Annotated in this window: 5 protein-coding genes; all 5 read right to left on the bottom strand. The window is 50.4% G+C overall.

Annotated elements, in window-relative coordinates:
- Positions 1-360 precede the first annotated feature (360 nt).
- Positions 361-3606 (bottom strand): RAP domain-containing protein, encoded by a 3246-nt coding sequence (locus J7439_RS20645; RefSeq protein ID WP_209203887.1) that lies wholly within the window; start codon positions 3604-3606, stop codon positions 361-363.
- 112 nt (positions 3607-3718) lie between these two features.
- Positions 3719-5188, bottom strand: coding sequence for an RAP domain-containing protein (locus J7439_RS27260; RefSeq protein ID WP_209203888.1), 1470 nt, complete (start codon positions 5186-5188; stop codon positions 3719-3721).
- Positions 5104-6609: a hypothetical protein gene (locus J7439_RS20655; protein ID WP_209203889.1), complete on the bottom strand. Its 1506-nt coding sequence runs from the start codon at positions 6607-6609 to the stop codon at positions 5104-5106. Before J7439_RS20655 ends, J7439_RS27260 begins: the two co-directional genes overlap by 85 nt.
- Positions 6610-6886: 277 nt before the next feature.
- Positions 6887-10795 carry an RAP domain-containing protein gene (locus J7439_RS20660; RefSeq protein WP_209203890.1) on the bottom strand — a complete coding sequence of 1303 codons (3909 nt, stop codon included), beginning with the start codon at positions 10793-10795 and terminating at the stop codon, positions 6887-6889.
- A gap of 255 nt (positions 10796-11050) precedes the next feature.
- A complete protein-coding gene (locus tag J7439_RS20665; protein ID WP_209203891.1) occupies positions 11051-13708 on the bottom strand; it encodes an RAP domain-containing protein in 2658 nt (885 codons plus the stop codon).
- Positions 13709-13773: the final 65 nt, after the last annotated feature.

Genomic DNA, 13773 nt, shown 5'->3' on the forward strand with positions numbered 1-13773 from the left:
GAAGCGGCACGATTTTCCGGGTGGTTGTAATCATTACCAGGTCTTGCGTATTGACCACTGATGCCAGCAGGGGGTCTATGCATAATTATATTTCATCAATTCATGAAAATATAAAAAGCTGACTGCTGTTCTGTTCAGAAGTTCATTTTGCTGAAATGGTCTATAAACGTCAGTGGTTGAAGAAACCCATCTACTCCTGATGCCACCAATCCGCTATTTTCAAATTATCCGGGGCGAGACAATCAGTTGCAACCGTTGATCAATCTGCCTATTGATCACCTGCGGATACGGTCGCAATGCTGGAAACTTTCCTTCCCCGGAATTTAACACGGTTCTGGAGTCATGATGAAAGGGCAGTGGTTAGTGCCTTTTTTTTCTTTTCCTTTTTCTGTTTCTTGATTTGTCTGTGTGCTTTTCTGAATTTTTTTCGGCGGTAACGTTTGTTTCCTCTACCGATCCGATGTTGAGTGATACACAGCCATGACCCTGTGGCGGGATGTCCACTCTGGTCTTTATTTGATTAATGTATAGTTTCATTGAATCCTGGCTCCTGAGCTGGTTAACCGGGATTTCAATGACCTCAAATCCTGATTTTTGCAACAGTGCAATTTTAAGCAGAGTCGAACCATTCCTGATTTTAAAATCATTGCTGACGTAATGGGACGGTCCCTGAATTTCAATAACCATGTTGTGTTCTGGCAGTAGCAGGTCAACGGGAGGCAATGAGTTCAGGCTCTTTTCTTCTTCAAGCTTCAAAGTGGGCATGCATGATTGGAGTTGATCGCGGAAGTCGGCTTGATGTTTTGAAATGGTTGTCTGGTAATGGGGAACGATCGGACACGTTCTCCCCAGCCAACTGGCGGCCATGGCAATGATGTGTTGATCCTTTTCATTGTCCGGGGATGTATTTTCCAGGCGGGTCAACAGGTCATCCATGTGCTTTTCAAGCATGTTATTTTTAGTGGCATTGGAGACCAGAGACAATCTGGCACAACATACCATTACGCCCCAGAGAGACATCAATATATCTTGCTGAGAGAGCTGGGGTTTGTTACTGAATCGGCAGACAAGCGATTCGAACATAGAGGAAACCACATGCAGCTCAACGAGTTCACCCAGTTTCGCCATGGCCCACAGCAGGTTGGCGATATGCTGAGGATTAAATTGGTCTTTCTGTGGGTTCACGTAGGGCAGCAGCGCGGCCACAGCTTCTTTAAGCCCTGGTGTCCACTCCCCGTTTTCCACCAGTTTCGCTATGGCTCGCAGCATGTTGGTGATTGCCTGCGGTGTAAAGTTGGCTTTCTGTGTGTGCACGTGGTGCACCAAGGCGGCCACAGCTTTTTTAAGCCCTGGTGTCCGCTCCTGGCCTTTGTCCAACAGTTTCGCCATGGCCCACAGCAGGTTGACGATATGCTGAGGAAGAAATTGGTCTTTCGTTGCGTTCACGTGGAGCAACAGCCGGGCCACAGCCTCGTTGAACTCTGGTGTCTGCTCCTGCCCGTTGTCCACCAGTTTCGCCATGGCCCAAAGCAGGTTGGCGATTTCCTGTGGTTTAAAGTTAGCTTTCTGTGCGTTTATATGGGGCAACAGTGCGGCCACGGCCTCTTTTAGTCCTGGTGTCAGCTCTTGCCCGTCCACCAGTTTCGCCATGGCCCACAGCAGGTTGGCGATACCCTGGGCAGTAAATTGGTTTTTCTGTGCGTTCACAAGAAGCAACAGCGCGGCCACGGCCTCTTTGAACTCTGGTGTCTGCTCCTGGCCGCTATCCACCAGTTTCGCCATGGCCCACAGCAGGTTGGCGATATGCTGAGGAATAAATTGGTCTTTCTGAGCGTTTACGTGGGGCAACAGCGTGGCCACTGCCTCGTTGAGTTCAGGTATCCGCTCCTGCCCGTTGTCCACCAGTTTCGCCATGGCCCACAGCAGGTTGGCGATATGCTGAGGAATAAATGGATCTTTTTGTGCGTTTACGCGGGGCAACAGCGCGGCCACAGCTTCGTTGAGTTCTGGTGTCTGCTCCTGCCCGTTGTCCACCAGTTTCGCTATGGCCCATAGCAGGTTGGCAATACCCTGGGCACTAAACTGGTCTTTCTGTGCGTTCACGTGGGGCAACAGCGCGGCCACGGCCTCTTTGAACCCTGGTGTGTGCTCCTGCCCGTTATCTACCAGTTTCGCCATGGCCCACAGCAGGTTGACGATAGCCTGGGGAATAAATTGATCTTTTTTGGCATTCATAAGGGGCAACAGCGCGGCCACGGCCTCGTTGAGCTTTGGTGTCCACTCCTGCCCGGTGTCCACCAGTTTCGCCATGGCCCACAGCAGGTTGGCGATATGCTGAGGAATAAATTGGCTTTTCTTTGCATCCACGTGGGGCAACAGCGCGGCCACGGCCTCGTTGAGCTCTGGTGTGTGCTCCTGCCCGTTGTCCACCAGTTTCGCCACAGCCCACAGCAGGTTGGCGATATGCTGAGGAATAAATTGGTCTTTCTGTGCATTCACATGGGGCAACAGCGCGGCCGCGGCCTCGTTGAGCTCTGCTGTTCGCTCCTGCCCGGTGTCCATCAGTTTCGCAATGGCCCACACCAGGTTGGCGATGTCCCGGCCATTAAACTGGTCTTTCTGTGCGTTCATGTGGGGCAACAGCGCGGTCACGGCCTCGTTGAGCTCTGGTGTGTGCTCCTGCCCGTTGTCCACCAGTTTTGCCATGGCCCACAGCAGGTTGACAATGCCCTGAGGAATAAATTGGTCTTTTTGTACGTTTACGTGGGGCAACAACACGGCCACAGCCTCTTTGAGCCCTGGTGCCCACTTCTGACCGTTGTCCACCAGTTTCGCCATGGCCCACAGCAGGTTAGCGGTATGCTGAGGATTAAATTGGTCTCTCAGTGCATTCATGTGAGGCAACAGCACGGCCACGGCCTCTTTGAACTCTGGTGTGCGCTCCTGGCCGTTGTCCACCAGTTTCGCCATGGCCCACAGCAGGTTGGCGATTCCCCGGGCATCAATATCCCATGTTTCAGCTTTTCGGTTGCACTTGAATATTATTGTATCCAGTAGCATTGACAATAAGGCAGTTTGAGTATGCTTAACACGCTCATCCATGGGGCTGTGAGGGGTAAAAACACCCGCTGAAGTCAATGCATGAAGTGTTGTTGACAGGCTTCGCCAACTCCAACTCCGTGTTACTGTAAAATTTTGCAGCAAACGTATCAACTGGCCCTGTTCTGCTTGATTTAACAGTCTTTTAGCAGTTGACGTGTATTTTTTAATTGAACTGGCATACAGACCGTGATGTCTCCCATCATAGCGATGACCGAAACGATACGATTTATTCACCAGATCATCCATTATTTCCTGTTTAATGAGGGCGTTAAAATCTTGAGCAGGGATTACTGAACGGCTCTGAAGATGTTGTGAAGGGCATACGCCAGAAGAATGGTAACATTCCTTACGCCCCGGGGTAGTGCGGGGGGGATTATCCCACTTTCTGACTGTATTCTGTCTATATTGTACGCGCCTTGAAGAAGTAGCATGGCCATCCGGCTGGTTGTAATCTTTATCGGAGCTTGCGTATTTACCACTGATAACAGCAGAGGTTCTGCGCATAATTATATTTCATTAATTCATGAAAATATAAAAAGCAGACTGCTGTTTTGTTCAGAAGTTCATTTTGCTGGAATGTGAACACGGTTCTGGAGTCATGATGAAGGGGAAGCGGTTATTGCCTTTTTTTTCTTTTTCTTTTTTGTGGTTTGTCTGTTTGCTTTTCTGGATTTTCTTCGGCGGCTAAGTAACCATGATTTGAAGATTGCCACTTTTTATCGGCGGTAACGTTTGTCTCCTCTACCGGTCCGATGTCAGGTGATACACAGCCATGACCCTGTGGCGGGATGTCCATCCTGGCCTTTATTTGATCAATGCATAGTTTCATTGAATTCTGGCTACAAAGCTGGTTAACCGGGATTTCAATGACCTCAAATCCTGATTTTTGCAGCAGTGCTATTTTAAGCAGAGTTGAACCATTCGTGATTTTGAAATCATTACTTACGTAATGAGACGGTCCCTGAATTTCAATCACCATGTTGTGATCTGGCAGTAGCAGGTCAACGGGAGGCAATGAGTTCAGGCTCTTTTCCTGTTCAATCTTCAAAGAGGGCATGCGTGATTGGAGTTGATTGCGTAAGTCGGCTTGAGGTTTTGAAATGGTTGTCCGGTAATGGGGGATGATCGGACACGCTCTCCCCAACCAAATGGCAGCCATGGTAATGATTTGTTGATCCTTTTCATTGTCCGGGGATGTATTTTCCAGGCGGGTCAACAGGTCATCCATGTGCTTTTCAAGCACGCTATTTTTAATGGCATTGGGGGCCAGAGACAACCTGGCACAACATACCATTACTCCCCATAGGGACATCACTATATCATCTTGCTGAAAGAGCTGAGGGTTGTCGCTGAATCGGCAGAGCAACGATTCGAACGTTGAGGTAACCACGTGCAGCTCAACGAGTTCACCCAGCTTCGCCATGGCCCACAGCAGGTTGGCGATATGCTGAGGATCAAATTGGTCTTTCTGTGGGGGCACGCAGGGCAACAGCGCGGCCACAGCTTCTTTAACCCCTGGTGTCCACTCTCCGTTTTCCACCAGTTTCGCCATGGCCCACAGCAGGTTGGCGATTCCCTGTGGTGTAAAGTTGGCTTTATTTGCGTGTACGTGGGTCAACAGCGCGGCTACAGCTTTTTTAAGCCCCGGTGCCTGTTGCTGGCCGTTGTCAACCAGTTTCGCCATGGCCCACAGCAGGTTGGCGATTTGCTGAGGTATAAATTCGTCTTTCATTGCGTTCACGTGGGGCAACAGCCTGGCCACGGCCTCGTTGAACTCTGGTGTCGGTGCCTGGCCGTTGTCCACCAGTTTCGCCATGGCCCACAGCAGGTTGGCGATATGCTGAGGAATAAATTGGTCTCTCAGTACTTTCACGAGGGGTAGCAGCGTGGCCATGGCCTCGTTGAGCCCTGATGCCTGCTCCTGCCCGTTGTCCACCAGTTTCGCTATGGCCCACACCAGGCTGGTAATATCCTGGGCATTGAATTGGTCTTTCTGTGCGTTCACACGGGGCAACAGCGAGGCCACAGCTTTTTTAAGCCCTGGTGTCTGTTCCCGGCCGTTGTCCACAGTTTCGCCATGGCCCACAGCAGGTTGGCAATATGCTGAGGAATAAATTGGTCTTTCTGTGCGTTCACGTGGTGTAACAGGGTGCCCAGGGCCACTTTGATCTCTGGTGTCCGTTCCTGCCCGTTGTCCACCAGTTTCGCCAGGGCCCACAGCAGGTTGGAGATTCCCTGGGCATTAAATTGGTCTGCCTGTGCGTTCACGTGGGGCAACAGCGTGGCCACCGTTTTTTTAAGCCCTGGTGTCTGCTCCTGCCCGTTCTCCACCAGTTTCGCCATGGCCCACAGCAGGTTGACTATTTGCTGAGGTATAAATTGGTCTTTCCTTGCGTGCACGTAAAGCAGCAGACAGACCACAGTCTTGTTGAACTCTGGCATCTGCTCCTGCCCGCTGTCCACCAGTTTCGCCATGGCCCACAACAGGATGGTGATATGTTGAGGTATAAATTGGTCTTTCTTTGCGTTCACCTGTGGCAACAGCGCGGCCAGGGCCTCTTTGAGCACCGGTGTGTGCTCTTGCCCGTTGTCCAGCAGTTTCGCCATGGCCCACAGCAGGTTGACAATGCCCTGAGGAATAAATTGGTCTTTCTGTACGTTTACGTGGGGCAACAACACGGCCACAGTCTCTTTGAGCCCTGGTACCCACTTCTGACCGTTGTCCACCAGTTTCGCCATGGCCCACAGCAGGTTAACGGTATGCTGAGGAATAAATTGGTCTTTCTGTGCATTCATGTGAGGCAACAGCGCGGCCACGGCCTCTTTGAGTTCTAGTGTTTGCTCCTGCCTGCTGTCCACCAGTTTCGCGATGGCCCACAGCAGGTTGGAGATTCCCCGGGCACCAATATTCCTGGCTTCAGGTTTTTGGCTGCACTTAAACATTATTGCATCAAGTAGCGTTGACAATAAGGCAGCTTGAGTATGCTTGACACGCTCATCCATGGGTTTATGAGGGGTAAAAACACCCGCTGAAGTAAATGAATGAAGCGTTGTTGTCAGGCTTCGCCAATTCCAGCTCCGTGCTGCGGTAAAATTTTGTAGAAAACGTATCAGCTGGCCTTGCTCCGCCTGGTTTAACGGTCTTTTAGCAGCTGACGTGTATTGTTTAATTGAATTGGCATATAGACCGTGATTTCTCCCATCATAGCGATGACCGAAACGATCCGATTTACTCAGCAAACCATCCATTATTTCCTGTTTGATGAGCGCATTAAAATCTTGAGCCGGGTTTACTGAACGGTTCTGTAGATATTGAGAAGTGTTTGCGCAAGGAGAATGGTAAAATTTATTACGCCCCGGGGTAGTGCGTGGGGGATTATGCCATTGTCTGACTGTGGCATGTCTATATCGCCCAGGCCTTGAAGAAGTGGCACGGTTTTTCGGTTGGTTGAAGTCATTACCTGGTTTTGCGTCTTGACCACTGATGCCAGCAGGGGGACTATACATAATTATATTTCATCAATTCATGAAAATATAAAAAGCTGACTGCTGTTCTGTTCAGAAGTTCATTTTGCTGAAATGGTCTATAGACGTCAGTGGTTTAAGAAACCCATCTACTCCTGATGCCACCAATCCGCTATTTTCAAATTATCCGGGGCGAGACAATCAGTTGCAACCGTTGATCAATCTGCCTATTGATCACCTGCGGATACGGTCGCAATGCTGGAAACTTTCCTTCCCCGGAATTTAACACGGTTCTGGATTCATGATGAAAGGGCAGTGGTTAGTGCCTTTTTTTTCTTTTCCTTTTTCTGTTTTTTGATTTGTCTGTGTGTTTTTCTGATTTTTTTTCGGCGGTAACGTTTGTTTCCTCTACCGATCCGATGTTAAGTGATACACAGCCATGACCCTGTGGCGGGATGTCCACCCTGGCTTTTATTTGATCAATGCATAGTTTTATTGAATTCTGGCTCCAAAGCTGGTTAGCCGGGATTTCAATGACCTCAAATCCTGATTTTTGCAGCAGTGCTATTTTAAGCAGAGTTGAACCATTCCTGATTTTGAAATCATTACTTACGTAATGAGACGGTCCCTGAATTTCAATCACCATGTTGTGATCTGGCAGTAACAGATCAACGGGAGGCAATGAATTCAGGCTCTTTTCCTGTTCAATCTTCAAAGAGGGCATGCATGATTGGAGTTGATCACGGAAGTCGGCCTGAGTTTTTGAAATGGTTGTCCGGTAATGGGGGATGATCGGACACGCTCTCCCCAACCAAATGGCAGCCATGGTAATGATTTGTTGATTCTTTTGATTGTCCGGGGATGTATTTTCCAGGCGAGTGGACAGGTCATCCATGTGCTTTTCAAGCACGCTATTTTTAATGGCATTGGGGGCCAGAGACAACCTGGCACAACATACCATTACTCCCCAGAGAGACATCGCTATATCTTGCTGAAAGAGCTGAGGGCTGTCACTGAATCGGCAGAGCAACGATTCGAACGAAGAGGTAACCACGTGCAGCTCAACGAGTTCACCCAGCTTCGCCATGGCCCACAGCAGGTTGGCGATATGCTGAGGATCAAATTGGTCTTTCTGTGGGTTCACGCAGGGCAGCAGCACGGCCACAGCTTCTTTAAGTCCTGGTGTCCACTCTCCGTTTTCCACCAGTTTCGCCATGGCCCACAGCAGGTTGGCGATTTGCTGAGGAATAAAATGGTCTTTCATTGCGTTCACGTGGGGCAATAGCCGGGCCACGGCCTTGTTGAACTCTGGTGTCGGTTCCAGGCCGTTGTCCATCAGTTTCGCCATGGCCCACAGCAGGTTGGCGATATGCTGAGGAATAAATTGGTCTCTCAGTACTTTCACGAGGGGTAACAGCGTGGCCATGGCCTCGTTGAGCCCTGATGCCTGCTCCTGCCCGTTGTCCACCAGTTTCGCTATGGCACACAGCAGGTTGGTAATATCCTGAGCATTGAATTGGTCTTTCTGTGCGTTCACATGGGGCAACAGCGCGGCCACAGCTTTTTTAAGCCCTGGTGTCTGTTCCTGACCGTTGTCCACCAGTTTCGCCATGGCCCACAGCAGGTTGGCGATTCCCTGGGCATTAAATTGGTCTGCCTGTGCGTTCACGTAGGGCAACAGCACGGCCACAGCTTTTTTAAGCCCTGGTGTCTGTTCCTGGCCGTTGTCCACCAGTTTTGCCATGGCCCACAGCAGGTTGGCAATTTGCTGGGGAAGAAATTGGTCTTTGGTTGCGTTCACGTGGGGCAACAGCCGGGCCACGGCCTCGTTGAACTCTGGTGTTGGCTCCAGGCCGTTGTCAACCAGTTTCGCCATGGACCACAGCAGGTTGGAGGTTCCCTGGGCATTAAATTGGTCTGCCTGTGCGTTCACGTGGGGCAACAGCGCGGCCACAGCTTTTTTAAGCCCTGTTGTCTGTTCCTGGCCGTTGTCCACCAGTTTCGCCATGGCCCACAGCAGGTTGGCGATTCCCTGGGCATTAAATTGATCTGCCTGTGCGTTCACGTGGGGCAACAGCGCGACCACAGCTTTTTTAAGCCCTGGTGTCTGTTCCTGGCCGTTGTCCACCAGTTTCGCCATGGCCCACAGCAGGTTGGCAATTTGCTGAGGAATAAATTGGTCTTTGGTTGCGTTCAAATTGGACAACAGCCGTGCCACAGCCACGTTGAACTCTGCTGTCTGCTCCTGCCCGTTGTCCACCAGTTTCGCCATGGCCCACAACAGGATGGCGATATGCTGAGGGATAAATTGGTACTTCTGTGCGTTCACGTGGTGTAACAGGGTACCCAGGGCCTCTTTGATCTCTGGTGTCCGTTCCTGCCCGTTGTCCACCAGTTTCGCCATGGACCACAGCAGGTTGGAGATTCCCTGGGCATTAAATTGGTCTGCCTGTGCGTTCACGTGGGGCAGCAGCGCGGCCACCGCTTTTTTAAGCCCTGGTGTCTGCTCCTGCCCATTGTCCACCAGTTTCGCCATGGCCCACAACAGGATGGTGATATGTTGAGGTATAAATTGGTCTTTCCTTGCGTTCACGTAAGGCAGCAGACCGACCACAGTACTGTTGAACTCTGGCATCTGCTCCTGCCCGTTGTCACCCAGTTTCGCCATGGCCCACAACAGGATGGTGATATGTTGAGGTATAAATTGGTCTTTCTTTGCGTTCACGTGGTGCAACAGCGCGGCCACGGCCTCTATGAGCCCCGGTGTCTGCTCCTGCCCGTTGTCCACCAGTTTCGCCACGGCCCACAGCAAGTTGGCGATTCCCTGGGCATTAAATTGGTTTTTATGTGCGTTCACGAAGGGCATCAGCGCGGCCACACCCTTTTTAAGCCCCGGTGTCTGTTCATGCCCGTTATCCACCAGTTTCGCCATGGCCCACAGCAGGCTGGCGATATGCTGAGGATCAAACTGGTCTTTCTGTGGGTTCATGTGGGGCAACAGCGCGTCCACGGCCATGTTGAGCTCTGGTGTTCGCTCCTGTCCGTTGTCCACCAGTTTTGCCATGGCCCACAGAAGGTTGGCGATACCCTGTGGCTTAAAGTCAGTTTTCTGTGCGTTCACGCGGGGCAATAGTGCTGCTACGGCCTCGCTGAGATCAGCTGTCTGCTCGAGTCCGTTGACCACCAGTTTCGCCATGGCCCATAGCAGATTGATGATTCCCTGGGCATTAAGTTGGTCTTTCTGTTCGCGTACGATGGGCAACAACGCGGCCACAGCCTTTTTAAGCCCCGGTGTCTGTTCATGCCCGTTATCCACCAGTTTCGCCATGGCCCACAGGAGGTTGGCGATTCCCTGTGGTGTAAAGTTAGCTTTCTGTGCATTTACGTCGGGTAACAGTGCAGCCACGGCCTCTTTGAGCCAGGGTGTCTGCTCCTGGCCGTTGTCCACCAGTTTGGCCACGGCCCACAGCAGGTTGGCGATTCCCTGTGGTGTAAAGTTAGATTTTTGTGCGTTTACGTGGGGTAACAGCGCAGCCACGGCCTCTTTGAACTCTGGTGTCTGCTCGTGCCCGTTGTCCACCAGTTTTGCCATGGCCCACAGCAGGTTGGCGATTCCCCGGGCATCAATATCACTGTCTTCCAGTCTTTGGTTGCAGTTAAATATTATTGCATCCAGTAGCGTTGACAATAAGGCAGCTTGAGTATGCTTGAGACGCTCATCCATGGGGCTATGAGGGGTAAAAACACCCGCTGAAGTCAATGCATGAAGTGTTGTTGACAGGCTTCGCCAACTCCAGCTCCGTGTTGCTGTAAAATTTTGCAGCAAACTTATCAGCTGGCCTTGTTCCGCTTGATTTAACGGTCTTTTAGCAGCTGACGTGTATTGTTTAATTGAATTGGCATATAGACCGTGATTTTTCCCATCATAGCGATGACCGAAACGATACGATTTACTCAGCAGATCATCCATTATTTCCTGTTTAATGAGGGTGTTAAAATCTTGAGTAGAGTTTACTGAACGGCTCTGTAGATATTGAGAAGTGTTTGCGCCAGGAGAATGGTAAAATTTATTACGCCCCGGGGTAGTGCGTGGGGGATTATCCCATTGTCTGACTGTGGCATGTCTATATCGCCCAGGCCTTGAAGAAGCGGCACGGTTTTTCGGTTGGTTGTAGTCATTACCTGGTCTTGCGTCTTGACCACTGATGCCAGCAGGGGGGCTATACATAATTATATTTCATCAATTCATGAAAATATAAAAAGCTGACTGCTGTTCTGTTCATAAGTTCATTTTGCTGAAATGGTCTATAGACGTCAGTGGTTGAAGAAACTCATCTACTCCTGCCACCAATCCGCTATTTTCAAATTATCCGGGGCGAGACAATCAGCTACAACCTTTGATCAATCTGCCCGGGGATCACCTGCGGATGCGGTCGAAATGCTGGAAGCTCTCCTTCCCCGGAATGTGAACACGGTTCTGGAGTCATGATGAAGGGGAAGCGGTTATTGGCTTTTTTTTTCTATTTCTTTTTCTTTTTTTTGGTTTGCCTGTTTGCTTTTCTGAATTTTCTTCGGCGGCTAAGTAACAATGATTTGAAGATTGCCACTTTTTATCGGCGGTAACGTTTGTTCCCTCTACCGATCCGATGTCAAGTGATACGCAGCCATGACCCTGTGGCGGGATGTCCACCCTGGCCTTTATTTGATCAATGCATAGTTTTATTGAATTCTGGCTCCAAAGCTGGTTAACCGGGATTTCAATGACCTCAAATCCTGATTTTTGCAGCAGTGCTATTTTAAGCAGAGTTGAACCATTCCTGATTTTGAAATCATTACTTACGTAATGAGACGGTCCCTGAATTTCAATCACCATGTTGTGATCTGGCAGTAGCAGGTCAACGGGAGGCAATGAGTTCAGGCTCTTTTCCTGTTCAATCTTCAAAGAGGGCATGCGTGATTGGAGTTGATTGCGTAAGTCGGCTTGAGGTTTTGAAATAGTTGTCCGGTAATGGGGGATGATCGGACACGCTCTCCCCAACCAAATGGCAGCCATGGTAATGATTTGTTGATTCTTTTGATTGTCCGGGGATGTATTTTCCAGGCGAGTGGACAGGTCATCCATTTGCTTTTCAAGCACGCTATTTTTAATGGCATTGGGGGCCAGAGACAACCTGGCACAACATACCATTACTCCCCATAGAGACATCACTATATCATCTTGCTGAAAGAGCTGAGGGTTGTCGCTGAATCGGTAGAGCAACGATTCGAACGTTGAGGTAACCACGTGCAGCTCAACGAGTTCACCCAGCTTCGCCATGGCCCACAGCAGGTTGGCGATATGCTGAGGAATAAATTGGTCTCTCAGTACTTTCACGAGGGGTAGCAGCGTGGCCATGGCCTCGTTGAGCCCTGATGCCTGCTCCTGCCCGTTGTCCAACAGTTTCGCTATGGCCCACACCAGGTTGGTAATATCCTGGGCATTGAATTGGTCTTTCTGTGCGTTCACACGGGGCAACAGCGCGGCCACAGCTTTTTTAAGCCCTGGTGTCTGTTCCCGGCCGTTGTCCACCAGTTTCGCCATGGCCCAAAGCAGGTTGGCGATTCCCTGGGCATTAAATTGGTCTGCCTGTGCGTTCACATGGGGCAACAGCGCGGCCACAGCTTTTTTAAGCCCTGGTTTCTGTTCCTGACCGTTGTCCACCAGTTTCGCCATGGCCCACAGCAGGTTGGCAATTTGCTGAGGAATAAATTGGTCTTTGGATGCGTTCACGTGGGGCAACAGTGCGGCCACAGCCTTTTCAAGCCCCGGTGTCTGTTCATGCCCGTTCTCCAACAGTTTCGCCACGGCCCAGAGCAGGCTGGCAATATCCCGGGCACGAAATTGGACTTTCTGTGCATTCACTTGCTGCAACAGCGTGGCCACGGCCATGTTTAGCCCTGGTGTTCGCTCCTGCCCGTTGTCCACCAGTTTAGCGATGGCCCACAGAAGGTTGGTGATTCCCTGGTTATTAAGCTGGCTTTTCTGTTCGTGCACGAGGGGCAACAGCGCGGCCACGGCCATGTTTAGCCCTGGTGTTCGCTCCTGGCCGTTGTCCACCAGTTTCGCCATGGCCCATAGCAGGTTGACGATATGCCGGGCATTAACTTGGTCTTTCTGTTCGTGCACGAGGGGCAACAACGCGGCCACGGAATCCTTGAGATCAGGTGTCTGCTTCTGCCCGTTGTCCACCAGTTTTGCCAGGGCCCACAGCAAGTTGGTGATTCCCTGTGGTTTAAAGTGAGATTTCTGTGCATTTACGTGGGGTAACAGCGCAGCCACGGCCTCTTTGAGCCCTGATGTCTGCTCCTGGCCGTTGTCCACCAGTTTCGCCAGGGCCCACATCAGGTTGGCGATTCCCTGGGGTGTAAAGTTAGATTGTTGTGCGTTTACGTGGGGTAACAGCGCAGTCACGGCCTCTTTGAGCCATGGTGTCTGCTCCTGGCCGTTGTCCACCAGTTTCGCCAGGGCCCACAGCAGGTTGGCGATTCCCCGGGCATCAATATCACTGTCTTCATGTCTTTGGTTGCAGTTAAATATTATTGCATCCAGTAGCGTTGACAATAAGACAGCTTGAGTATGCTTAATACGCTCACCCATGGGGCTATGAGGGGTAAAAACACCCGCTGAAGTAAATGCATGAAGTGTTGTTGTCAGGCTTCGCCAATTCCAGCTCCGAGCTGCGGTAAATTTTTCCAGAAAATGTATCAGCTGGCTTTGTTCCGCCTGGTTTAACGGTCTTTTAGCAGCTGACGTGTATTGTTTGATTGAATTGGCATATAGACCGTGATTTCTCCCATCATAGCGATGACCGAAACGACCCGATCTACTCAGCAAACCATCCATTATTTCCTGCTTGATGAGAGCATTAAAATCTTGAGCAGGGTGTACTGAACGGCTCTGTAGATATTGAGAAGTGTATGCACCAGAAGAACGGTAAAATCCATTACGCCTCGGGGTGTTGCGTGGGGGATTATGCCATTGTCTGACTGTGGCATCTCTATATCGCCCACGCCTTGAATATCCGGGATGGTCATCCGGCTGGTTGTAATCTTTATCGGATCTTGCGTATTTATCACTGATACCAGCAGAGGTTCTATCCATAGTTATATTTCATTAATTCATGAAAATATAAAGAATAGACTGCTGTTTTGTTCAGAAGTTCATTT

Source organism: Salinisphaera sp. G21_0, assembly GCF_017744115.1.
Classification (GTDB): domain Bacteria; phylum Pseudomonadota; class Gammaproteobacteria; order Pseudomonadales; family Endozoicomonadaceae; genus Endozoicomonas.